Origin of the sequence: Alteromonas sp. H39, from assembly GCF_047556435.1 — a bacterium.
Classification (GTDB): Bacteria; Pseudomonadota; Gammaproteobacteria; order Enterobacterales; family Alteromonadaceae; genus Alteromonas.
This window is the reverse complement of record NZ_CP180210.1, coordinates 896,489-920,322: the sequence shown is the minus strand read 5'-3', so window position 1 is coordinate 920,322 and position 23,834 is coordinate 896,489. Positions and strand designations below refer to the sequence as shown.

The following is a 23,834-nucleotide window of genomic DNA, read 5'->3' as shown; positions in this document are numbered from 1 at the left end:
ATTGTACGCTTTTTCAAGGCCCTCAACAAAAGCAAAAAGTTACAAGTTATGTTCGATTGCATCGAATGGAATCAGGATATACCGGGCATTTTTTCCAATCATCGCAGTTCATCGTCAAATTAATGCGAAAAAGCGGCAATCTGCACGCAAAAATCCCGCTTTCTCGTGTACGGTGTTTGTCACAACTGGTTGCATTTGGTTCTGATTAGTCGCTTTATGCTCTGCTTGCTCCTTCAAAGCCCTCACCGTCTTCTATTCTGTCAGCAATCACAGACACGCTCACGCAGCTTTTCACGCTCCGTTTCACCGTCATTTCCAGACAGAACCATTGTAGCCTGCTATAACGTATTAACGGTATATCGTCCGGCGATGTGCTGTATCGAATTTGCAGAAATTAAGCAGGTTTCTTGCCACAGATGAAAAAGAAATCGTCTTCAGGGTGATTAGGCGTAGGCAAAGGCCTCTGTTTTTGCGACAATCTTTTCAAATTCACGATCCTACGGAAAGCAGTGCTAGTTCAGGTTCTCATTTTTATTGTTGGTCTTGCGGTTCTCAGCTGGAGTGCAGATCGCTTTGTTTATGGCGCCTCCGCCTTAGCCAAAAATATTGGTATTTCACCAATGATGATTGGATTAACCATCGTCGCGATGGGCTCTTCCGCGCCTGAAATCGTGGTATCTGCAATTGCCTCGGCCAATGGCAATATGAATACTGCGGTAGGAAATGCATTAGGCTCCAACATCACCAACATCGCTCTGGTACTGGGGATTACCGCGCTGGTTAAGCCTTTGTGTGTGTCATCGACTACGTTAAAAAGAGAACTTCCGGTACTCATTGTTATCAGCCTGATTGCAATTGCGTTTATGTACGATGGCAGACTGGCGCATTTCGAAGGGATGATTCTGCTTGGACTGTTTGTATTCATGCTTGCCGCAATGGCATGGTTATCGTTGCAGGTAGATAAAGAAGACCCGCTGATGGCGGAAACCGCAGATGAGATCCCCAAAGACGTTAGCACAGGCTGGGCTGTCATTTGGATAGGCATTGGCCTGGTTCTGTTGCCGTTGAGCGCACACTTCCTGGTTGACTCTGCAGTGTATATCGCCCGGTTCTTTGGTGTCAGCGATCTGGTTATTGGTCTGACCATCATTGCACTGGGTACCAGTCTGCCTGAACTGGCAGCAAGTATCGCAGGTGTTATGAAAGGTGAGGACGATCTGGCGCTGGGCAATATTATTGGGTCGAACATTTTTAATCTGCTAGCCGTTTTAGGTATGCCGGGCCTGATAGCTCCGGGACTGCTGGACCCGGATGTTTACAACCGCGACATGTGGGTGATGTTAGGCTTAACGTTGCTGTTGTTCCTGTTCAGTTTTAATCTCAAAGGAAACCGACAAATTACCCGCCTTGAAGGCAGCCTGTTCGTATTCTGCTTCATTGGCTATCAGTTCTGGTTGTTTGGATAATGTCTTATAACGAATCTACCTATATTGCCTCAGCCAAAAATGTGATTGATATTGAGGCACGAGCCATTCAGGCTCTGGCAACACGATTGGATGAGCAGTTTATTAGTGCCTGCGAACTGCTGCTCCACTGCGAGGGAAAGGTGGTGGTATGTGGTATGGGGAAATCTGGCCATGTGGGCAACAAAATTGCTGCCACCCTGGCAAGCACAGGTACGCCCTCATTTTTTATGCACCCTGGCGAAGCCAATCACGGCGACCTGGGCATGCTCAGTAAGAACGATGTTTTGCTCGCCATTTCCAATTCGGGCGAAACCTATGAATTGCTTAATTTACTGCCGGTAGTGAAACGCCTTAACGTGCCGGTTATCGCGATGACCAATAAGCAATCCAGTACGCTGGGTCAGCACGCCGATGTATTTCTGGATATCAGCGTAGAGCAGGAAGCCTGTTCGCTGGGGTTAGCCCCTACCTCCAGTACCACCGCCACGCTGGTACTGGGCGATGCCCTGGCCATCGCCTTACTGGATAGAAAAGGCTTTACCTCTGATGATTTTGCCTTATCGCATCCTGGCGGTAGCCTGGGACGAAAGCTTCTGCTGAAAGTCAGCGACATTATGCTCAGTGGTGACGCGCTTCCTTTGATATCGCAGACTGCCAAAGTGTCTGAAGCACTGCTTGAAATATCCCGTAAAGGTTTGGGTATGACAGGGATACTGGATACTCAGGGCAAGTTAGCGGGCGTGTTTACCGATGGCGATTTGCGCCGCATTCTGGATGCTAAAATTGATCTCCACACTACCAATGTTGAGGATGTAATGACCCGTGGCGGTAAAACGACTCGTGCAGATGAACTCGCGGTAGAAGCGTTAAATTTAATGGAAGCACATAAAATCAGTGCATTAATGGTAGTAGATAACAGCAACACACCTATTGGTGCGTTTAATATGCACATGTTGTTAAAAGCCGGAGTGCTCTGATGTCGCAAACTGAAACACTATATACCACTCTCAATACTGAGCAGTTTGCTCAGCTTCGTGACATCAAGCTGCTGGTATGTGACGTCGACGGGGTATTCTCTGATGGCCGTATTTATCTGGGAAACGATGGTGAAGAATTAAAAGCCTTCCATACCCGGGATGGCTACGGTGTCAAAGCACTGGTGAAGCATGGCATTCATGTCGCGGTGATAACCGGAAGGCGCTCTGCCATTGTTGAGAACCGTATGAAGGCGCTGAATGTGGCCTACATTATTCAGGGTGAGGAAGACAAAGCCACTGCGCTGGGACAGTTAAGTCAGCAGTTGGGACTGGCCCCCTCTCAAATTGCCGTAGTCGGAGATGATATGCCGGATACCGGTATGTATCCGTATGCAGACACCCGTATTGCCGTGCAAGATGCGCACCCTGCCGTGAAACAACAAGCAAACTGGATTACAACCTTACCAGGCGGCTTTGGTGCCGTCCGCGAAATCTGTGACACTCTGTTACAGGCACATGGTGTACTTGAAAACATTCATGGGGCCAGTGTATGAGCGACGGCGGCGGTGTGAACAGGCTCGGTCTGAACAGACTGGGACTCAGTATCTCAGCGTTGTTCGTACTGGCTCTATTATTGTATCTGCCGGTATGGATGGAAGACGAACCGGAAACCCGCGAGCAGCAGCGCATAGATGCACTGCAACCAGCGTATAAAGCTCGCAACCTCACCACAACGTTTTACGATGCAGAGGGTAACCGTCACCATCAGATTTTTGCGACGAGCATGGAACATTATGATGAATTGGGTTTCGTACTGTTTCAGCAGCCTGAATATACAATCTATCTGGATCAGCAGACCTCATCCTGGCAGGTGACCGCAAAAGAAGGCACATTGTACAACGATGACCTGATTCAGCTTGATTCTGACGTGTTGATAAAAAGCCTGAACGAGGAGGCGTTTGTCAGCACCATTACCACGGAATTTATTGAAATTAATCTGGACACACAAAAGATGGTGTCTGATCAGCCGGTTGTCATCCGAGGTACACCTTACACCATCAACAGCAACGGGTTTAAAGCGGATTTAAAAACCCAGGAATACGAGTTAATTGATCATGTACAGACCATTTATTCCCCTGGCAATTAGCCTCCTGCTCGGGGTTAGTCAGTTTGCGCTGGCAGACAGCAGTGACTTTTCGAAACCAATAAAAGTAGATTCGAAGTCACAGTTTGTTGACGGTAAAAATAAAACATCGCTGTTCAAAGACGATGTGAGAATTACCCAGGGAAGCCTGATAATCGATGCCGACGAAGTGGAGGTTATTGCGACTGAAGGCGAAGGCAAAGAAGTGTTTGTTGCTCGCGGCCAGCCTGCCAGTTATTCACAAACAATGGATGATGGCACACCTGTGCAGGCCAAAGCCAACGAGATTCGCTACGAAGTGAGTAAACGCACCATTTCACTATCAGGCAATGCCGAGTTGCAGCAGGACACCAGTATGGTGAAAGGTGACAACATCACCTACGATATGGCTAAAGAGCAATTGCTTGCTACCGGTGGCGATGGGGACAGTAACGGACGCGTGACTACGGTGTTTCGTCCCGAGGCAATCGAGAATTTGTCTGAACAGGATGAGTCGGACGACAATGATGCACAGGACGCCAAACAAGAGGATCAACCGTAGTTATGTCAACGCTGACTGCGAAAAATCTGGCAAAGGCATATAAGTCCAGGCAAGTTGTGCGTGATGTCAGTTTATCAGTGTCTACCGGTCAGATTGTGGGGCTTCTGGGCCCCAATGGCGCAGGCAAAACCACGACCTTTTATATGATTGTAGGGTTGGTTCAGCTGGGCAAAGGGGAAATTCTGATTGATGATGAAATCCTGACCCACCAGCCTATGCACGAACGCGCCCGTAAAGGTATCGGGTATCTGCCTCAGGAAGCGTCAATCTTCCGCAAACTTACGGTCCATGAAAATATCATGGCGATTTTGCAGACGCGTAAAGAGTTAAGTACCGCAAAACAGGAAGAAGAAGCTGACGCGCTACTTGATGAATTCAATATCAACCATATACGTAATAGTACGGGCATGAGTTTATCTGGTGGAGAACGTCGACGAGTGGAAATTGCTCGCGCGCTGGCCGCCAATCCGCAGTTTATTCTGCTGGATGAGCCCTTTGCGGGTGTTGATCCCATATCGGTTAATGATATAAAGAAGATCATTCAGCACCTGCGTGACAGAGGCATAGGGATCCTGATTACTGACCACAACGTGCGTGAGACGCTGGACGTATGTGAAAAGGCCTATATTGTCAGTCATGGAGAACTGATTGCACAGGGAACTGCAGAAGAAGTGTTAAGCAATCAAAAAGTAAGGGATGTATACCTTGGTGAACAATTCAGGCTATAGTTAAAGACAAGCACGGTCAGAAAAACTAGCCCCTGCCTCGCCAAGGTATATTTGGAATAACGCATTTTTTAAGACGTAGATGAAACCATCTTTACAGCTAAAATTCAGTCAGCAACTTACAATGACGCCGCAATTGCAGCAGGCAATCAAGCTGCTGCAATTGTCGACACTCGATCTCCAGCAGGAGATTCAGGAAGCGCTGGACTCCAATCCGCTTCTTGAAATTGAGGAAGGCGGCGATAATGACCCGGCTGAAAAAAACAACATCGACAACGATGACAGCATGACGGAGACCGCCAGCACCAACTCGGACAGTCTGGAGGCGGGCGATGCGCTGGAAAAAAATGACTTACCTGATGAACTGCCGATAGACAGCACGTGGGACGAATACTATTCCGCGTCATCAGCACCTGCACCAGGCCCGTCTTCGAATGATGAAGATCAGGTTTTTCAGGGTGAAACCACCGACAATATACAGGACCATTTGCTATGGCAGATGCGCCTGACGCCGTTTTCGGATATCGACCGCGCCATTGCTACCGCTATTATCGATTCTATTGACGAGTCCGGTTACCTGACCGTCACACTGGAGGACATTCTCGAATCAGTAAACTCAGACGAATTGGAAGAAGGCGACGAGCCAGTGGAAATGGATGAGGTTGAATGCGTACTTAAACGTATTCAGCAATTTGATCCGATTGGTTCGGGTTCTCGCACCCCACAGGAGTGTTTGCTAGTTCAGCTTCGCCAGTTCGCTCCCGATACTCCCTGGGTTGCAGAAGCGAAAGTCCTTCTCGAGGAATACTCTGATTTGCTCAGCAGCAAGGATTATCGCACGCTGATGCGTAAAAGCCGGTTAAAAGAAGATCAGCTTCGCGAGGCCATGCGTCTGTTACAAACGCTGAACCCGCGTCCGGGAAGCGCACTGATTACCAAAGAGCCAGAGTACGTTATTCCTGACGTATCGGTTGCCAAGAAAAATGGCCGCTGGGTGGTGGAACTCAACCCTGACAGCCTGCCTAAACTAAGCGTGAATCAACAGTATGCGGCGATGAGTCGTAAAGCGCGTAATAGCAGTGATTCTCAGTTTATTCGCTCGCATATGCAGGAAGCCAAGTGGTTTATAAAAAGTCTGGAGTCTCGTAACGAGACCCTGATGAAAGTGGCCAACTGCATCGTTCAGCAACAAATGGGCTTTTTTGAACATGGCCCGGAAATGATGAAACCAATGGTGCTGAATGATGTCGCAGAAATGGTAGATATGCACGAATCGACGATTTCGCGCGTAACAACTCAGAAATACATGCACACACCACGCGGCATTTATGAGCTGAAGTATTTCTTCTCCAGCCATGTAGCAACAGAATCCGGTGGAGAATGCTCTTCTACGGCAATTCGTGCATTGATTAAGAAGCTGGTAGCGGCAGAAAAGCCAAGCAAACCGCTAAGCGACAGCAAAATTGCGCAGTTGTTGGCCGAGCAAGGCATTAAAGTTGCCCGGCGAACAATCGCAAAATACCGGGAATCGCTATCGATCCCGCCGTCTAACCAACGCAAAAGCCTCATTTAACAGGCTTGATAATATAAGGAAGACGAAATATGCAAATAAACCTTACTGGTCATCATGTCGAAATCACCGACTCTTTGCGTAATTATGTCGATACTAAATTCAGCAAACTGGAGAGACACTTCGATCACATCTCGAATGTCCACGTCATCCTGAATGTTGAAAAGTTAAACCAGAAGGCGGAAGCCACGGTTCACCTTAGCGGCGCGGAGGTTTTTGCGTCATCCGAAGATACGGATATGTACGCAGCAATCGATAGCATGGTCGATAAACTTGACCGGCAGGTAATTAAACACAAGGAAAAACTGAAGAAACATTAATTGATGGATATTCAAGCCCTTGTCAGCCTGGATCGCACAGAATGTGCGGTCCAGTGCAATAGCAAAAAGCGTATTCTGGAGATTATCAGCCAGATCGCTGCCAAAAATAACCCTACCATTGACGAAGCCGTTGTCCTCAGCAGCCTGCTTAGCAGAGAACGAATGGGCAGCACTGGCATTGGCAATGGCATCGCATTGCCCCACGGTCGCTTGCCCGGACTTGAGCGCGTGCTTGCCATCGTCGTAACCAGTACGCCGCCGATTGATTTTGATGCGTTGGACGACAAACCCGTCGATATCTTTTTTGCCCTGTTGGTTCCTGAAGAACAAACAGAGGGGCATCTGCAGACACTCGCCACCGTTGCCAGTAAACTGAGTGATAAAGACACGATCAAAGCGATTCGTAAAGCTCACAGTAGCGACGATATTATCACTGCTCTGAAATAACGCGCGTTTTTAGGGAGAGGCGCATTGAAACTCATAATTATTAGTGGCCGTTCTGGCTCAGGTAAGTCCGTCGCGCTGCGCGCGCTGGAGGATTTGGGTTACTATTGTGTCGATAACATTCCGGTGAACCTGCTACCCACGCTCACGCACACTGTGGTCGATGAGTACGAACAGGTCGCAGTTAGCATTGATGTAAGAAACCTGCCAAAGAACCCTGCAGACTTAGTTGAAATTCTCGATTATCTGCCATCGTCCTGGTCTATGACAATTGTGTATATTGATGCCAGTGACGATGTTCTGGTAAAACGGTTCAGTGAAACTCGCCGTTTGCACCCGCTGGCAAAACTCAATAAGTCGTTATCGGAAGCCATAAGGGCAGAGTCTGATTTACTGGCGCCAATTGCCGAGCGCGCTGACTTGTATATTGATACTGACCAGTTATCGATTCATCAACTGGCAGAATTAATTCGTGAACGGATCCTGGGTAAAAAGAGCTCTCGGCTGGTTTTAGTATTTGAGTCTTTTGGTTTCAAACACGGTATCCCGAAAGACGCTGATTACGTGTTTGATGGTCGTTTTCTTCCTAACCCACATTGGGAGCCGGATTTAAAACACCTCACCGGACTGGATGCACCAGTACAGAACTTCCTGGGCTCTCAGCCATTAGTCACCAAATTCATCTGGCAAATCCAGAATCTGATCACCACCTGGCTACCGCACCTTGAACGCAATAACCGCAGTTACGTTACCATTGCGATCGGATGCACCGGCGGACAGCACCGCTCCGTTTACGTTGCAGAAACGCTGGCAAAAACCTTCAGCGATATGCATCCGGATGTACAAATACGTCACCGGGAGTTAAATCAATAATGAAGACCAGTAAAACCGTTACCATCGTGAATAAACTCGGCCTTCACGCCAGAGCCGCTACGCAACTGGTGCAGGTGGCCAATAAATTTGACGCTAAAGTGACGCTGCTTAAAGGCGAAAAAGAAGCCGACGCTAACAGCGTATTGGGGTTAATGATGTTAGAAAGTCACCAGGGCGAGCAAGTTGAAATTATCAGCGATGGGGAAGATGCTGAAGAGGCGCTGGAAGCCATCGCTTCTCTGATAGATGGCAAGTTTAATGAAGAAGAGTAATCAGTAGCAGAGTAGTTTCAGCAAGTAGAGTTATTCATTTAAAGCCCCGGCATTTACCGGGGCTTTTGGGTTTTACTGTTGACAAGGCAACTCGCCGTCAGAGTGTATAGAGTCTTCGGCCGTCGTCGCGGGTACTGCCTCAGCGTTATCCGCAACACCAGCACAATCTCTGACATTTTTCTGCACTGTCACGGCCGAGAACAGACTTAGCGTAAAAGCCATTCCGAAAAAGCCTTTTTCACTCAGTAGTAATTCGGCGTTAAATAACCCTGCGCATAGCAGAACTATCGATGCACCAGTAGCAATCCAGCAAAGCAACAAATATATGGCGGTGGTTTTGATTCCTTCCATCTTGTCTCTGATTGTTTTTTGTAGCGACACAGCTGAAAATAACGCCATCAGCAATATAGCAAAATAGTATCCCTTTTCATTAAGCGCCATCGGTGCATTTAGCAGCCCTATGCAATACGCACCGGCACCGACAATTAACGCCCCTATCGCGGCAATTCGAAACGCTTTGGTTGGCATAGTCATAGTGTTTATCCTTTTAACAATGAGATTTTCTGGCCTGAATCATCCAGCATGTACACGGCTTCAGCTAATCCATACTGACTCAGGTATGCGCCTATCGTGGTAAATGTTGTGGTACTGATGGTACGACCATGGTCAGACACGCTGACTCCATCAGCAAACATGCCTCCCAGAGCAAGTTTGAAACGACTCATGTGTACTTTCTCAGGCGAAAAGTAGGCTTGTGCGTTCGCTTTCAGGCGCGCCTTATCGGTTGTCCCATAGATCGCGGCATTAATGATATCCAGGGTATATTCCGTGCAATTCTGGTACGTGGAATTAAACGGGTTTGCAATAACCGAGTAAGCAGGGTTGTGCAACCCGGCAACCTGATCATTATGAAAAAGTGTCAGTATAGCAATTTGCAACTCATGCGAGGGAATAATAATACCTGCTTTCAACGCATGGGCGCCCCAGAAAAAGTCTACCGGATAGTCTGTCACCAGTTCACTGATATCCAGGTTTTGTGGCTTTTGATAGAGGTTGTGAATAGCGTAGCCTTTAGCCTTAGAGCCATCACTGAGGGCAATATCAGAATAAATAGCAATGGCTGTATGGGTAAAGGTGATGCCTTGCGGCATCTCTTCCGGCGGTCGCCCCTGGCGCGCCAGAATTGCTACGTATGCCCCCCGTTCGGCCAATTCTCGCTCCACATTTTTAGAGAAACTGGCAATAGCGTCAGGAGCAAAAGTCGATGGCTGTGCAGCCTGGCTTCCTGCCTCGGCAAAAGGAAGAAAGTTCAAGATCACGAGAACAGCAAGTAATCTGCGCATGGTTTACTCCTTTTTGTCAGTCTGGCGCGCGGTAATGGCCACATTCGGTGCAGCATCAACCGTAATGACAGTTTCAGTAATAACGAGCCTGTTCGGTGTATCCTGCTTATGTGACGCCTCGTGTGCTGCTGACACTGCGGCACCACTGATTACGATGGGTGATGCCATTACAGCGCTGCCTACAGCTACCGATACCGCAGTGCCCTGAGAGGCCGCAATTGCACTGTGCTTTGACGCTTTCCCGCTGTGTCCTGTCGAATCGTCCGCCTGTACATAACCGCCCGTCAGTAGCGTTGCTAAAACCAGATATCGTGCTTTCATAGTCCTCTCTCCTTTGAGATTCGCGAGCGGCTCATGCCGTTCAACACGCTCTACGCTACGAGGAAGGAGCAAATAAATAAACCACTTTGTAAAATGTCGATTATAATGAGCCCATGGGTATCAATTTTTTATACTTATGAGTCAAATTTCCCAACTAACGCGCATCCTTAAACGCTGTCTGAGAGAGCAAAATTTCACCTATAAACAGGTAGCAGAGCAACTCAACATCAGCGAGGCCAGTGTTAAGCGCAGTTTTGCCCAACAGCGCTTTTCGCTGGAACGTCTTGAAGCTATCTGCCACATGCTATCGATGACCTTAAGTGACCTGTTCGCCACGGCAGAAAAGCAACGTCAGCGGCTGTCACAGCTTTCTGTGGAGCAGGAAAATACGTTGCTCGACGATCCCAGACTGTTGTTGGCCGCTGTGTGTGTGCGTGATGGATGGTCGTTTGACGACATTGTCAGCTATTACGCAATTTCAGAAACTGACACCATCCGTTTGCTTGCCAGGCTGGACCGTCTAAAACTGATCGAGCTCCTTCCCGACAACCGTTACCGGTTATTGATTGCCCAGGACTTTCGCTGGATCCCCGGAGGGCCGCTAGAACGATTTATGGAACAGGAAGTGATGGTGAAGTTTATGTCACCAAAAAAGAATGAGCCCTGGACGTTTCGTTTTTATTTGCGCGGGCGCTACTCACCCACCTCAGTGGAAATTATCCAGCGAAGACTGAATCAGATAACCCACGAAGCCGCACAGTTAAATGAAGAGGACAGAGCGCTACCGGTGAAAGCACGCACCCATATGGGCCTGCTAATGGCGATGCGCCCCTGGGAGCCGTCGTTATTTGAGAATATGCGCCGTGAACCACAGGAAGACAACTGAAAGCCAGAGAAATGCTGGCCCTCACTGTGAATTACCATGACAGCATCGGGGATAGTGCGATATCCTATACCACATTAATAATCAGTCAGTTAGGCGGAGCAGACGGTGGCGGAAGCAGTTGAATCAAAATATGCTCAAAGTCAGCTGCGACAACTTAACGCGGCGCTGTCCACAGGTCGATTTGTTTCTGTTCGCAAGCTGTTGCACGAGCTGCCCCCCTCTGATGTTGCTTTAATTCTCGAATCCAGTCCAACCAAGACCCGCGACGAGCTGTGGGATCTAATCGACGCTGACATCCACGGCGATATTCTCGAAGAACTTTCAGAAGAAGTGCGTAACGGCATCATTACAAAAATGATACCGGCAAATGTGGTCGATGCTCTGGAAGAAATGGATACCGACGATCTGGCCGAAACACTCAGCAGTTTGCCAGATGAGGTCTTGCAGGACATTCTGCAGTCAATGGATGCACAGGATCGTCATCGTGCAGAGCAGGCACTGTCTTACGGTGAGGAGACCGCCGGGTTCATCATGAACACCGACACCATTACCCTGCGCCCTGATGTTACGGTAGATGTCGTACTTCGTTACATTCGCCTTAAGGGTGACCTGCCCGAGAACACCGATACGTTTTACGTCGTAAACCGCACCGATAACCTGGTAGGAATTGTGCCTGTTGCCCGCCTGCTGACTGCCGATCCGGATGACAAAGTGCTGGATGTCATGGATGAAGAGGCAGAAGCCATACCGGTTAACATGCAGGATGATGAGGTCGCCAGCATGTTCGAGCGATACAACTGGCTGTCTGCCCCTGTTGTTGATGAAAAGCATCGTCTTGTTGGTCGCATTACCATCGATGATGTTGTAGACATTATTCGTGAGGATGCTGAGCACTCAATGATGAGTATGGCCGGTCTGGATGACGAGGAAGATACCTTCGCTCCTGTGCTGCAAAGTACGAAACGTCGTTCTATCTGGCTGGGTGTAAATTTAGTGACGGCGCTGTTAGCGGCAGCGGTGAGTGATTTATTTGAGGCCACGCTAAGTCAACTGGCGGTGCTGGCAATTTTAAACACGATTGTGCCAAGCATGGGCGGTGTTGCCGGTAACCAGACACTGACGCTGGTGATTCGTGGTATGGCGCTGGGTCATGTTAATGCCAGTAACTCTCGCTGGCTGGTAAGCAAAGAGCTCGCTGTGGGCTTTTTAAATGGTGTTATCTGGGCCGTCCTCATCGCCTCGGTTATCGCCTTATGGAAGCAAGACGCCATGCTTGGGGTAATTATCGCCTTTGCCATGTTGGTGAATATGATTGCAGCTGCACTTTCCGGTGCCACGTTACCCATCATAATGAAGAAACTGAAGATTGACCCGGCGCTTGCCGGTAGCGTGATCCTCACCACAATTACCGATGTGGTAGGCATTTTTGCCTTTTTGGGCACAGCAACCCTGTTTCTTATATAAAAGTACACAGACTCACCACGGCAGTGTTAGTTCTGGCGCAGTTGCGGTACCTATTTTTTTTAGTTAATGCCCAAACATCTCGACCGTCTCTGCCAGTTTACCGCGAAGCCGGTGTACGTCTGCTTACACTATTCAAAGTCAAAATGACTCTGACCCGCGTCGCATCGGGTCACGGCGTGCGCAAAAGAACCTGATTTGTGTAACTGGCAAAGTGAGACAACAGCGTTAACTGCATGACAGTGATAAGGCGACGGGATTAATTGCGTGGTTAACAGCACAAAAAAGTCCGGTAAGAACCGGACTTTTTCTTATTTTATGACCTTCAGCGAAGGTTTGCCTTTTTTGGGAGGAACAGGCGCATCGGCCTGCTTATCCGTATTTTCGTCAACCGCTTTTGGTGCTGAAGGATCCTGACTTTGATCAGACTGTGATTCAGCCGCGGGCACCATTTCGTCTTCTGTAGCGAACACAGTGCCAGCGCCATTTTCGCGGGCATAAATCGCCATCACAGCCTGGCATGGCATGCTGATACGACGTGGTTGACCGCCGAAACGAGCCTGAAACGACAAGCCATCCGTATCCAGATAAAAATTCACACAGGCAGAGGGAGAGATGTTCAGGACAATCTGACCATCTTTCACGAACTCCTGCGGTACTTCCACCAATTCATTACGTGCGTCTACGACAATGTAAGGCGTCAGTTCATTGTCGACGATCCAGTCAAAGAACGCACGCAACAGATACGGTTGATTAGAAGTCATTGATGTCATAACGGGTTGTGGATCTCGCGTTCCTGATCCGTCAGAGAGGCTTTAAATGCAGTGCGTGAAAAGAGGCGATTCATGTACGCATGGACTTCTTTCGCACCCGCACCGTTAAGTTCGATACCTAATAGCGGAAGACGCCATAACAGCGGTGCCAGGTAGCAATCTACCAGGCTGAATTCTTCATTCATAAAGTACGGCATTTCAGCAAATACCGGCCCCAGTGCCAACAGCGCTTCACGAAGATCATTACGCGCCGCATCGACATCGCCTTCGCCACGGAAAATTTTCTCTGCCAGTGAATACCAGTCTTGCTCAATGCGGTGCATCATCAGACGACTCTGACCACGGGATACAGGGTAAACAGGCATCAGCGGAGGATGCGGAAAACGCTCGTCCAGGTATTCCATGATGATATGAGAGTGATACAGTACCAGCTCTCGGTCCACCAGCGTTGGAACCGTACCGTAAGGGTTCAGGTCAATCAGATCTTCAGGCAAGTTGGTTGGATCAGTATAGCTGATCTCAACACCCACACCTTTCTCTGCTAAAACAATACGAACCTGATGACTGTAAATGTCAATGGTGTCAGAGAACAACGTCATAATTGAACGTTTATTCGCGGCTACGGCCATTAAGTTTCCTCCGTCGAGAAATATCGAAACCCGGAAAGGCGACCGGGCTAACTATCAAATGCTAAAAAAGGGGGCGAGATGCCCCCTTCACTATTATACATAAAAACCGTGACGTTTAGTGCACTTCTCGCCAGTAATCTTTCTTCAGCAAGTAAACAAATACAAACAGCACCACGATAAATACCAGTACCCACTTACCAATACGGTGTGAGTCCAGTTTGGAAGGTTCTCCGGTATACTCCAGGAAGTTGACAATATCAGCAACTGCCTGGTCATACTCACCCGGAGACATGGAGCCAGTGCCATCAGACTTGATGCCGACGTAGCGCTCCACCATTTCACCGTCTACCATCACTTCTTCAGTAGTCTCACGAGGGATCCCCTGAAGCGGTTCTAAAACATGAGGCATGCCGACTTCCGGGAACACCTTATTGTTTACACCGAACGGACGGCTTTCATCTTTATAAAAAGAACGCAGGTATGTATAAATCCAGTCTTCACCACGAACTCGGGCTACCAGCGTCAGATCCGGTGGCGCTGCACCGAACCAGCCAGCAGCTGATTCTTCAGGCATAGCACGGGTGATGTAATCCGTCACCTTTTCACCAGTAAACTGCAGGTACTGTTCACCCAACTCATCTGAAATGCCCAAGTCTTTGAACGTACGCTGATAACGTTGATACTGCATCGAGTGACAGCCCAGGCAGTAGTTCATGAACAACTTGGCACCACGCTGAAGCGAGGCTTTATCCGTTAAATCAATTGGCGCTTCATCCAGGTGGACATTGCCACCTGCGGCCATTGCCATACCCGGCAGAAAGAACGCCAGAAAGCACATCAGTTTTTTCATTTAGGGATCCTCGCTGGTACAGGTTTGGTATTTTCGTTCTTGCTGTACAGGAACAACGCGACAAAGAAACCGAAATAAAGCACGGTAGCAACTTGTGAAGCGATGATTTTCCAGTTCTCTTGCGGAGTGCCACCCAGGTAACCCAGGAATACAAAAACAATCGCAAACAGAATCAGGTTCACTTTGTGCAGACCACTGCGATAGCGCCATGACTTCACACGACCTCGGTCTACCCAAGGTAACGCAAACAACGCGGCAATCGCACCAAACATCGCCAGTACACCCATCAGCTTATCAGGAACGGCTTTCAGGATGGCGTAGAACGGCGTGAAGTACCATACCGGGAAGATATGCTCAGGCGTCTTCAGGGGGTTCGCAATTTCAAAGTTAGGATGCTCAAGGAATTTCCCGCCCATTTCCGGCGCGAAAAACATGACGTAAGTAAACGCAAACAGGAAGATACAGAACGCAACCAGGTCCTTCAGCACGATGTGCGGGAAGAACGGCACCACGTCATCAGCAATATCGTACTTGCTGGTGTAGTACTCATGAATCTGGTAAGGCGTCTTCTCAGATTCAGGCAATGAGCCTTTTTTATGCTTGATAGCCACGCCATCCGGGTTGTTAGAACCGACTTCGTGTAGTGCGATAATATGCAGGAATACCAGAATAACAATAACCAGCGGTAAGGCGATCACGTGAAGCGCAAAGAAGCGGTTCAGGGTAGCACCTGAAATTACATAGTCACCCTGGATCCAGATAACCAGATCAGGACCTATGACCGGAATCGCACCGAACAGCGATACGATTACCTGCGCTCCCCAGTAGGACATTTGTCCCCAAGGCAATACATAACCCATAAAGGCTTCAGCCATCAGGGCCAGGTAGATAAACATACCAAACACCCACAACAGTTCGCGGGGCTTTTGGTAAGAACCGTAAATCATACCGCGGAACATGTGCATATAGACCACAATAAAGAACGCTGACGCGCCAGTACTGTGCATGTAACGGATGATCCAACCGTAATCGACCTCACGCATGATGTACTCGACTGAGGCGAATGCACGTTCTGCAGACGGTTCAAAATTCATTGTCAGCCAGATACCTGTAACAATCTGGTTTACCAGTACGATAGTGGCCAAAAAGCCAAATACGTACCAGAAGTTCATGTTACGGGGAGCTGGGTATTGGATGGCGTGCATATTGGCAACGCGCATCATTGGGATACGTTCTTCAATCCATGCTAGGAAACCAGACATGTTACGCAACCTCCGCTTCTGAGCCGATGATAACGGTATTGTCATCAACGAACTGATAAGGAGGCACCACCAGGTTTAGTGGAGCCGGTACGTTTTGAAATACGCGACCTGCCATATCAAACTTTGAGCCGTGACATGGACAGAAGAAACCGTCAGGAACCCCTTCAACGATCTCTTCAAATGCACCATCTTTGAGATGCTGTGGAGAGCAACCCAGGTGAGTACAGATACCGACAAGTATCAGATACTCTTCTTTTAATGAGCGATACTGGTTCTGTGCAAATGCTGGCTGCTGTTCTGCTTCAGAATTGGGATCTTTCAGCTTATCTTCGTGCTTAGCCAACTCGCCCAGGATTTCCGGCGTACGACGAACAATCCACACAGGTTTGCTTCGCCACATTACACGAATTAGCTGACCAGGCTCAATCGCACTGATGTCCACTTCAACGTCAGCACCGGCCGCTTTCGCTTTTGCGCTCGGATTCCAGGACGCAACAAAAGGCACTGCAGCACCAACGACACCAACGCCACCAACTACTGATGTCGCAACCGTGAGGAAGCGGCGACGAGTATTGTCTTTGGGCTGGTTGTCAGTTTGTGCAGACTCTTTTGCATCTACAGATACATTGCTCATCCACATTTCTCCAGGTTCGGATAATTATGGTGACTGACAATATCGAATGATTATTATTAGGATAACCGTCAGTACGCCATATCGGCTTGTCATGAAGTTAGCTCGTAGGAGTATATTTGTCCGTTCGAGAATTCACGAAAGTTTGTCATAATTTTCGACCCGAAATGATAAGGGAAAACCCCTTAAATATACAAGGTTTTACTGGAATTAAACGGTGAAATAGTTCGCTAGCTTCCATACAGAATTCTTTGCAGTCACCAGCAGTTAGCGTTTTTATGCCACTTTCGTTGCAATTTCCACCAGCAAGGTTAAAGCTCTGTCATCTTATTCACACAGCATTTACACTAATGCTAATCCAATATTATTTGTAATCAGGGCTGTTCAGAAGAAAGTGGGATGCAGATTTACCGTCATTAGGCAAAGCAGAGGATTATTAACAGGCAATAAAAAACCCGGCATAAGCCGGGTTTTTGAATAAAACGTAAAAATTAACGCTTTGAGAACTGTGGACGTTTACGTGCTTTATGCAGACCCACTTTCTTACGTTCAACGCGACGTGCGTCACGTGTAACGAATCCTGCTTTACGCAGAGCGGGACGCAGTGCTTCATCGTAGTCCATCAGAGCACGAGTAAGACCGTGGCGAATTGCGCCAGCCTGACCGTTTGAACCACCACCGGCAACGGTGATGTAAACGTCAAATTTTTCAGTCATTTCTACAAGTTCCAGTGGTTGACGAACCACCATGCACTCGGTTTCACGACCAAAGTACTCATCAAGAGCACGTTTGTTTACTGTGATGCTACCTGTACCTGGACGCAGGAACACACGAGCAGTAGAACTTTTGCGGCGGCCTGTGCCGTAGTATTGAGTATCTGCCATGTCAGTTGCTCCTTAGATGTCCAAAACTTGTGGTTGCTGTGCTGTGTGTGCATGTTCTGCACCAGCGTAAACTTTCATTTTACGGAACATTGCACGGCCCAGAGGACCTTTTGGCAGCATTCCTTTCACTGCTTTCTCAATAACCATTTCTGGTTTGTGAGCAAGTAGCTTTTCAAAGTTTGTTTCTTTCAGACCACCTGGGTAACCAGTGTGCGCGTAGTACATTTTGTTCTGCGCTTTACGACCAGTTACTGTCACTTTCTCTGCGTTGATAACGATGATGTAGTCACCGGTGTCAACGTGAGGAGTATATTCTGGCTTATGCTTACCACGAAGGCGCATAGCAATTTCAGAAGCCAAACGGCCTAATGTTTTGTCTGTGGCGTCAACCACGTACCAGTCGCGTTTTACCGTCTCTGGCTTAGCAACAAAAGTTTTCATTTAAATTCACCCGAAAAATATCGTCGTTACTGATTTTCTGCGTCAGAAAATCACCTTAAAAATCAATGCGTGAACCCCTTCGAGTTCATTGATTCTTCCACCTTCCCAAAGGTGGGCGTAACTGGGCAGGGCGCGAATTATACAGGATTTGCATAAAAAGCGAACCCCTTAGCGTTTTTTTTTCAGAAAATTTGCTGTTGCTGTCAAATTGATTAGCGTAGGCTATCCTTTTACTTATCAGACCGATCGCGTGTCGACGTATTATGAACCGATGTTGGCCAACACTTTCCCTGCTACTGACGCTCTTTAGTCCTGCCGTTGCTGGCCAGGCCGACATCGTTTATACGCGCGCTTTCCCGGGCAAAGCCTACGGCTATTATCACGCCAAAGTGCTCGAGCGCGCCATTGCGCTTACCCCTGAGTATGGCGAACATCGCGTTGTACCCCATCCTCAGCCTATGCCTCAGGCGCGCCAAATACTTACGCTTGAAAACGGCGATGCGGACGTCATGTGGACCGTCACCACCGATGAACGGGAAAAGCGCATGATCCCCGTCAGGTTCCCGCTTTTACAGGGTTTCGCCGGTTACCGGGTGTTTGTTATTCAACAAGGCAGACAGTCCAGTTTCCCCCTGTCTATAACCGATGCACAGATTCGGAAGTTCAGGGCAGTACAAGGCAATGACTGGCCAGATTTGGACATTTTACGCGCCAATGGCTTTGATGTTCACGGCACCGATTGGAGTGACTGGTTCACATCCATGTACGCCATGGTGGAGCGCGGCGTGATCGACATCTTTCCGCGAAATATTATTGAAGTACACAACGATTTGGCCCGCCACCAACAACGCCATATACAGTTAGAAAAACATCATTTATTGCGTTATCCCAACTACGAGTATTTTTTTGTTTCGCCATTAACACCAGAGCTGGCAACACGCATCCGGCGTGGATTAATTCGGATGCTCGAAAATGGTGAGTTACGTGAGATATTTTTAGAACATGAAAACCACAGAAAAGCCGTTGCGTTGGCCGCGGATCCGGCACGCAAAATCCATGAGCTCAGCAACCCTACCCTATCGTATTCACTGGACTATCATCGCTGGTTAGATAACCCCGAGAAAGCGATATCAGCGTTACGAAAAAACCCCTAGTGCACGTTTAACCGTTCCCGAATTAGACATCACTATCCTATTCTTATCCTGGTCCCGAAACTAGCTGGACTGTTGCTGCTTTATTTCCAGCCAGAGCTTTTCCATCTCGTGCAGGCTTAGTGTGCTAAGCGATTGTTTTCTTTCTTTTGCCAGCGTTTCTACCGCATTAAAACGCCTGGCAAATTTGTGGCTGGCTTGTCTGAGCGCGGCATCAGCATCCACTTTACAGTGCCTGGCCAGGTTAACCATCGCAAAAAGCGCATCGCCAATTTCTTCTTCAATCGCTGCCTGATCTTTTTCTGTTGCAATGAGCTCTGCATTAATTTCGTCAATCTCTTCCCTGACCTTGGCCAGTACAGGCAATACATCTGGCCAGTCAAAACCGACACTGGCACAGCGCTTTTGCATTTTGTGAGCAAGTTTCAATGCCGGTAGTCCGCTGGGCACGTCATCGAGTAAGTAACGATATTGGCTGTCTTTTCTCTGCTTTTCCTGCGCCTTAATCGCCTCCCACTGAGCATTGAGCTCGGCCTCATCTGGCGCTGACTCGCCGGCAAACACATGCGGATGACGCCGGATCAGCTTTTCGCAAATTGCCCTGGCGACATCCTGTAAGTCAAAGATATGGTCTTCATCGGCTATCTGAGAATAAAACACCACCTGAAAAAGCAAATCGCCTAATTCATCACAAATCTCATCCGGGTTGCCTTTTGCGATAGCATCGGCCACTTCATAGGCTTCCTCTATGGTATAGCGGGTGAGACTCGACATGGTTTGCGCCACATCCCACGGACAACCGGTTTTCGGATCGCGAAGCGCCACCATAATGCGCGTTAAACGGGCTAGCTGATCCTCTGATTCACTGTTTTTTTCGTTTTGCATCCACGACTCCTTTGAGCTGGCGAAGCCGCGCCATCACTTTAGACAGGGTATTCAGGTCCGGTACTTCTACCGAAATGGATATCATCGCTGTCTGGCGGGATTTGTCGCTTAAACTATTAACTCCCAGCAGCGCGACGTTTTCATTCGCCAGCACCGTTGTAATGTCGCGTAAAATACCGGTTCTGTCGGTGCAGAATATGTCCACCGCCGCTTCAAACCCCACATTCAGTTCATCAGACCAGTTAACTTCTATTTGTCGCTCGGGGTGCTGGGAAAGTAAGTGCTGTAGCTGTTCACAACTTTCTTTGTGCACGCTTACGCCCCGGCCTTGTGTGATGTAGCCCATAATCGGCTCGCCAGGTACCGGCTTACAGCAATTAGCAAGCTGGCTCATGAGGTGACCGACCCCCTGTACGACGACGGTGTCACTTTTCCCCTTTGACCCCGCTTTTTTCCGTGTTTTTACTTTCGGACTTATTTCCGGCTCATCCTGCACCGGCTCCTGCAATTGCACCAGATAGTTAATGACCTGCATTACACGCACGTCACCGGCACCAATGGCAGTGAACAGGTCATCCACAGAGTGTTGATTAAACCGCTCCACTGCATCGGCAGCGGATTTAAGCGGCAGATGCGCACGTGTCAGTTCGCGCTCAAGCAACTCTTTCCCGGCCCCCAGGTTTTTCTCCCGGTCCTGCTTTTTGAAAAAAGAATGAATGGTGGCGCGGGCGCGCGAAGAATGGACATATCCAAGCCCAGGATGCATCCAGTCTCGGCTGGGATTGAGCTCCTTGCCGGTGTGGATTTCAACCTGATCCCCGCTTTGCAGCTGATAAGTAAATGGCACGATACGTCCATTCACTTTTGCGCCAATACAGCGATGCCCCACATTGCTGTGGATGTAGTAGGCAAAATCCAGTGGCGTGGCGCCCTGCGGCAAGTCAACGACATCGCCTTTAGGTGTGAAGACGTACACCCTGTCATCGAATACCTGACTACGCAGTTCTTCAACAAGGTCGCCAGATTCAGCCACCTCTTCCTGCCATTGCAGGATGCGGCGCAACCAGTTAATGCGCTCGTCATAACCTGAGCTTTTTCCGGCAGACCCTTCTTTATATTTCCAGTGTGCAGCCACGCCCAACTCCGCATCCTGATGCATTTTATTCGTGCGGATTTGAATTTCTACCGGCTTGCCCTCCGGCCCGACAATCACCGTGTGAATAGACTGATAGCCATTCGCCTTTGGCGTCGCGATATAATCATCGAACTCTTTTGGAATGTGCTTGAAGTGAGCGTGAACTGTACCCAGCGCAGCGTAACAATCCTGCAGGCGCTCGGCGATAATACGTACAGCACGGATATCGAACAACTGTTCAAAGGTAAGATGCTTTTTCTGCATCTTCTTCCAGATACTGTAAATGTGCTTAGGTCGGCCGTAAACCTCTGCCTTGATATGCTCGTTATCGAGCAACGATTGCAGGTCGTTGACTACATTTTCAATATATTCAGCGCGTTCTCTGCGCTTGCCATCGAGCTGTTGGGCGATACTTTTATACGTCTCCGGATGCAGATAACGAAAGGCAAGATCTTCCAGCTCCCACTTTAACTGCCCGATACCCAGTCGGTTAGCCAGCGGCGCATAAACCGTGGCACATTCTCTTGCCACCATAACCCGGGTTTCTTCATCGGCCTTTTTCACTTTTTGCAGCGCAATAATGCGCTCAGCCATTTTAATGACCACCGCGCGCACATCTTCTACCATGGCCAGAAGCATGCGCCGAATACTGTCTATGTGCTGCTCATCACTAACCGCATTGGATTTCGCATCAACCCGGCGGGAGTGCAGTGCCTTTATGGCATCCATGCGCCTGACCCCAACAATTAGCTGACAAATCTCATCGCCAAATTCGCTGAGCATTTGCTCTTCGGTCAGCTCATGTTGTTCACAGTAAGGAAATACCAGTGCGGCCTGCAGAGTAGCATCATCCATATTGAGCTGATGAAGGATCTCCACCATCTCCTGCCCTACCAGCAGCTTTTCCGGCGTATCACTTATTTTCTGCAGTTTTGACTTGGTTTCGTCAGATAATGAAAGGCTGTCCAGCCAGTGTTCAAATGGCGGACGCTCGGGCTCGTGAACTTTTCTTGTTGATACCATGCCTTATTAACCCGTCGTCATTTACTTCCGGTAGATACTGCGTATTACGCTGGTCCAGCAGCTACGGTCATTGTGTGAAAAGTGCCATTACTTCAAGATGTCTGGTGTAGGGGAACATCTCAAGTACGCCAACTTTATCCATCTTATAACCCGAGTCCAGTAATACTTTTGCATCGCGTGTCCATGTGCTCGGATTGCAAGAAACGTACAAAATTTTCTTCGTTCTACTGCCTGCTAACGCCTCGCACACTTCAAGTGCACCTTCACGAGACGGATCCAGCAGTACCTTATCAAATCCTGTACTTAACGCCTGCTTAATCACATGCGGTTTTGTCAGGTCCAGATGAAGCCAGTCGATATTTTCTACGCCCTGTTTCCGAGCATTTGCACGTGCACGTTGCACCATTTCTGACACACCTTCAACAGCCTGTACATGTGCTCCCCGCCGCGCCAGCGATAAGCTGAAATTACCTAATCCACTAAACCAGTCAGCAATGCGCTCTTCCGGCTTAGGTTCCAGCCACGCCATAGCCTGAGAAATCATTTGCTGGTTCACCTCTCGGTTCACCTGAACAAAATCGTTCGCCTGTGGTGCAATATAAAGGCCTGGTTCCGTCTCGCAGGTAACAGGCGCTTCGTCGTGTAGCATCTGAAAGTTGCCATCTTTACCTTCCAGTTGCACGTTAACCTTGAGCTTTTCACCAAAGGCGGTGAGCGCATCGCGCATCGTCTGGCTTATTGGCCGGGTAATTTTAACTGTTACCTGACTACAATTATCTCCGCGCAACAGGCTTACATGACCCACATGCCTGATACCCTCATGCCCCATCAGCACATCGCGTAACTCGGGGAGTAAATCATTCAGCGCTGTCACCAGTACCGGGCAGCTTTCAACGTCGACTACCTGCTTGCCCCGGCGTTCACGAAAGCCTATGCGTACAGCGTTGCTGTCTCTAGCATCTACCGCCAGTCTGGCTTTTCGTCGATATGCCGGATGGTTCCCGGTCAATGCGGGTTGCCAGGGGATATCGTTCAGACCTAACTGTTTCTTCCATAAGCTATCCAACGCCTGTTCTCGAAGCGCCAGCGCTTCGTCTGCATGGACGTGCTGTAACTGACAGCCACCACATTTATCAGCAATCGGGCAAAACGGTGTGCGGCGCAATGCTGAGGGCTCTGTGACCTTAATGGCCGTCGCGTATGCCACATTCTTTTGCTGTTTAACAATACGAACGTCGCAGGTTTCTCCCGGTAATGCGCCATCAACAAAAGTCACCGGATGCTGGCGAGACACGCCAAGGCCCTGCCAGTCCCAGCTATCAATGGTTACCGAACGCGACTGTGCAGGTTGCCCGCCTCTATCTTGCGACTTCACATGTTGATTCGACGTATGTCTGTTAGTGCCAGCTTTGCCGGATTTTCCCGGCTTATAAAAACTCACCATTATCCGGCAGTCTCCAGCAACACCGTGGCTACGGCGTAATGTATTTCATCAGAAATTGATAGGTGGCTATGACAAATCCCCCGCTGTTCGCACAGCGCTGCAAAGTGCCCTGAAAACGTAAGCCGGGGCGCGCCAAACTCGTCATTAGACACCGAAATATGCTGCCAGCTTACACCGTTACCAATGCCTGTACCCAACGCTTTCACTGCTGCTTCTTTTGCTGCAAATCGCTTCGCCAGATAGCGCGCAGGTTCATTATGCGCATCGAAAATGGCTTTCTCTTGGGGAGTAAGCACCCGATCAGCCAGGCGTGGAGTTCTCGACAGGTTTTTCTCCAATCGGGCGATCTCGATAATATCTGTGCCAATTCCAGCAATAGCCAC

General features: G+C 48.8%; 28 protein-coding genes. 14 read left to right on the top strand and 14 right to left on the bottom strand.

Features of this window, described 5'->3' with window-relative positions; all coding sequences use genetic code 11:
- The first annotated feature begins 509 nt into the window (after positions 1-509).
- The 11 genes from ACLBLI_RS03945 (at position 510) to ACLBLI_RS03895 (ending at position 8,332) form a co-directional block, all read left to right on the top strand.
- Complete coding sequence (locus ACLBLI_RS03945) at positions 510-1,466, top strand: calcium/sodium antiporter (protein ID WP_414829860.1); 957 nt, start codon at positions 510-512, stop codon at positions 1,464-1,466.
- The gene (locus tag ACLBLI_RS03940; protein ID WP_414829859.1) at positions 1,466-2,443 is read left to right on the top strand and encodes a KpsF/GutQ family sugar-phosphate isomerase; all 978 of its coding nucleotides are present in this window, start codon (positions 1,466-1,468) and stop codon (positions 2,441-2,443) included. The genes ACLBLI_RS03945 and ACLBLI_RS03940 overlap by 1 nt, the downstream gene beginning before the upstream one ends.
- Positions 2,443-2,997 carry a 3-deoxy-manno-octulosonate-8-phosphatase KdsC gene (gene kdsC, locus ACLBLI_RS03935; protein WP_414829858.1) on the top strand — a complete coding sequence of 185 codons (555 nt, stop codon included), beginning with the start codon at positions 2,443-2,445 and terminating at the stop codon, positions 2,995-2,997. The genes ACLBLI_RS03940 and kdsC overlap by 1 nt, the downstream gene beginning before the upstream one ends.
- A complete protein-coding gene (gene lptC / locus ACLBLI_RS03930; RefSeq protein WP_414829857.1) occupies positions 2,994-3,590 on the top strand; it encodes an LPS export ABC transporter periplasmic protein LptC in 597 nt (198 codons plus the stop codon). The genes kdsC and lptC overlap by 4 nt, the downstream gene beginning before the upstream one ends.
- Complete coding sequence (gene lptA, locus ACLBLI_RS03925) at positions 3,559-4,128, top strand: lipopolysaccharide transport periplasmic protein LptA (RefSeq protein ID WP_414829856.1); 570 nt, start codon at positions 3,559-3,561, stop codon at positions 4,126-4,128. Before lptC ends, lptA begins: the two co-directional genes overlap by 32 nt.
- 2 nt (positions 4,129-4,130) lie before the next feature.
- Entirely contained in the window at positions 4,131-4,856 is a 726-nt protein-coding gene (gene lptB / locus ACLBLI_RS03920; protein ID WP_414829855.1) for an LPS export ABC transporter ATP-binding protein, read from the top strand.
- 79 nt (positions 4,857-4,935) lie between these two features.
- Positions 4,936-6,426, top strand: a complete 1,491-nt coding sequence (locus ACLBLI_RS03915; protein ID WP_414829854.1) for an RNA polymerase factor sigma-54 — start codon at positions 4,936-4,938, stop codon at positions 6,424-6,426.
- 29 nt (positions 6,427-6,455) lie between these two features.
- Complete coding sequence (gene hpf / locus ACLBLI_RS03910; RefSeq protein ID WP_155015764.1) at positions 6,456-6,743, top strand: ribosome hibernation promoting factor; 288 nt, start codon at positions 6,456-6,458, stop codon at positions 6,741-6,743.
- A gap of 3 nt (positions 6,744-6,746) precedes the next feature.
- Positions 6,747-7,190, top strand: a complete 444-nt coding sequence (gene ptsN, locus ACLBLI_RS03905) for a PTS IIA-like nitrogen regulatory protein PtsN (protein WP_414829853.1) — start codon at positions 6,747-6,749, stop codon at positions 7,188-7,190.
- 24 nt (positions 7,191-7,214) lie between these two features.
- Positions 7,215-8,060, top strand: coding sequence for an RNase adapter RapZ (gene rapZ / locus ACLBLI_RS03900; RefSeq protein ID WP_414829852.1), 846 nt, complete (start codon positions 7,215-7,217; stop codon positions 8,058-8,060).
- Positions 8,060-8,332 carry an HPr family phosphocarrier protein gene (locus tag ACLBLI_RS03895; RefSeq protein ID WP_414829851.1) on the top strand — a complete coding sequence of 91 codons (273 nt, stop codon included), beginning with the start codon at positions 8,060-8,062 and terminating at the stop codon, positions 8,330-8,332. Before rapZ ends, ACLBLI_RS03895 begins: the two co-directional genes overlap by 1 nt.
- 72 nt (positions 8,333-8,404) lie before the next feature.
- Here the strand turns inward: ACLBLI_RS03895 and yiaA are convergent, their stop codons facing one another.
- From yiaA to ACLBLI_RS03880, 3 genes are read right to left on the bottom strand one after another with little or no spacing between them, the layout of a single operon-like run.
- Positions 8,405-8,866, bottom strand: coding sequence for an inner membrane protein YiaA (gene yiaA, locus ACLBLI_RS03890; protein WP_414829850.1), 462 nt, complete (start codon positions 8,864-8,866; stop codon positions 8,405-8,407).
- Between the two features lie 5 nt (positions 8,867-8,871).
- Positions 8,872-9,675 carry a DUF2145 domain-containing protein gene (locus tag ACLBLI_RS03885; protein ID WP_414829849.1) on the bottom strand — a complete coding sequence of 268 codons (804 nt, stop codon included), beginning with the start codon at positions 9,673-9,675 and terminating at the stop codon, positions 8,872-8,874.
- Positions 9,676-9,678: 3 nt separating this feature from the next.
- Positions 9,679-9,996, bottom strand: a complete 318-nt coding sequence (locus ACLBLI_RS03880) for a hypothetical protein (RefSeq protein ID WP_414829848.1) — start codon at positions 9,994-9,996, stop codon at positions 9,679-9,681.
- Positions 9,997-10,132: 136 nt separating this feature from the next.
- Here ACLBLI_RS03880 and ACLBLI_RS03875 point away from each other — a divergent pair, with 136 nt between their 5' ends.
- Positions 10,133-10,882, top strand: coding sequence for a helix-turn-helix domain-containing protein (locus ACLBLI_RS03875; protein WP_414829847.1), 750 nt, complete (start codon positions 10,133-10,135; stop codon positions 10,880-10,882).
- Between the two features lie 105 nt (positions 10,883-10,987).
- Positions 10,988-12,346, top strand: coding sequence for a magnesium transporter (gene mgtE / locus ACLBLI_RS03870; RefSeq protein WP_414829846.1), 1,359 nt, complete (start codon positions 10,988-10,990; stop codon positions 12,344-12,346).
- 308 nt (positions 12,347-12,654) lie between these two features.
- On the opposite strand, the gene ACLBLI_RS03865 is transcribed toward mgtE, so the two are convergent.
- The 7 genes from ACLBLI_RS03865 to rplM form a co-directional block, all read right to left on the bottom strand.
- Complete coding sequence (locus ACLBLI_RS03865) at positions 12,655-13,116, bottom strand: ClpXP protease specificity-enhancing factor (protein WP_414829845.1); 462 nt, start codon at positions 13,114-13,116, stop codon at positions 12,655-12,657.
- Positions 13,113-13,745: a stringent starvation protein SspA gene (gene sspA, locus ACLBLI_RS03860; protein WP_414829844.1), complete on the bottom strand. Its 633-nt coding sequence runs from the start codon at positions 13,743-13,745 to the stop codon at positions 13,113-13,115. Before sspA ends, ACLBLI_RS03865 begins: the two co-directional genes overlap by 4 nt.
- Positions 13,746-13,860: 115 nt before the next feature.
- Entirely contained in the window at positions 13,861-14,595 is a 735-nt protein-coding gene (locus ACLBLI_RS03855; protein WP_414829843.1) for a cytochrome c1, read from the bottom strand.
- Positions 14,592-15,857 carry a cytochrome b gene (locus ACLBLI_RS03850; protein ID WP_414829842.1) on the bottom strand — a complete coding sequence of 422 codons (1,266 nt, stop codon included), beginning with the start codon at positions 15,855-15,857 and terminating at the stop codon, positions 14,592-14,594. Before ACLBLI_RS03850 ends, ACLBLI_RS03855 begins: the two co-directional genes overlap by 4 nt.
- Before the next feature lies 1 nt (position 15,858).
- Entirely contained in the window at positions 15,859-16,491 is a 633-nt protein-coding gene (gene petA / locus ACLBLI_RS03845) for a ubiquinol-cytochrome c reductase iron-sulfur subunit (RefSeq protein ID WP_414829841.1), read from the bottom strand.
- Between the two features lie 488 nt (positions 16,492-16,979).
- A complete protein-coding gene (rpsI, locus tag ACLBLI_RS03840) occupies positions 16,980-17,372 on the bottom strand; it encodes a 30S ribosomal protein S9 (protein WP_218310184.1) in 393 nt (130 codons plus the stop codon).
- A gap of 12 nt (positions 17,373-17,384) precedes the next feature.
- The gene (gene rplM, locus ACLBLI_RS03835) at positions 17,385-17,813 is read right to left on the bottom strand and encodes a 50S ribosomal protein L13 (RefSeq protein WP_414829840.1); all 429 of its coding nucleotides are present in this window, start codon (positions 17,811-17,813) and stop codon (positions 17,385-17,387) included.
- Positions 17,814-18,076: 263 nt separating this feature from the next.
- On the opposite strand from rplM, the gene ACLBLI_RS03830 reads away from it, so the two are divergent.
- On the top strand, positions 18,077-18,967 hold the full coding sequence (locus ACLBLI_RS03830) for a hypothetical protein (RefSeq protein WP_414829839.1): 891 nt from the start codon (positions 18,077-18,079) through the stop codon (positions 18,965-18,967).
- Between the two features lie 60 nt (positions 18,968-19,027).
- Here ACLBLI_RS03830 and mazG read toward each other — a convergent pair whose 3' ends face one another.
- The 4 genes from mazG to acpS all read right to left on the bottom strand — a co-directional run bounded on the left by mazG (position 19,028) and on the right by acpS (position 23,834).
- The gene (mazG, locus tag ACLBLI_RS03825) at positions 19,028-19,849 is read right to left on the bottom strand and encodes a nucleoside triphosphate pyrophosphohydrolase (protein WP_414829838.1); all 822 of its coding nucleotides are present in this window, start codon (positions 19,847-19,849) and stop codon (positions 19,028-19,030) included.
- Positions 19,827-22,007 (bottom strand): GTP diphosphokinase, encoded by a 2,181-nt coding sequence (gene relA / locus ACLBLI_RS03820; protein WP_414829837.1) that lies wholly within the window; start codon positions 22,005-22,007, stop codon positions 19,827-19,829. Before relA ends, mazG begins: the two co-directional genes overlap by 23 nt.
- A gap of 67 nt (positions 22,008-22,074) precedes the next feature.
- Entirely contained in the window at positions 22,075-23,451 is a 1,377-nt protein-coding gene (rlmD, locus tag ACLBLI_RS03815; protein WP_414829836.1) for a 23S rRNA (uracil(1939)-C(5))-methyltransferase RlmD, read from the bottom strand.
- Entirely contained in the window at positions 23,451-23,834 is a 384-nt protein-coding gene (acpS, locus tag ACLBLI_RS03810; protein ID WP_414829835.1) for a holo-ACP synthase, read from the bottom strand. The genes rlmD and acpS overlap by 1 nt, the downstream gene beginning before the upstream one ends.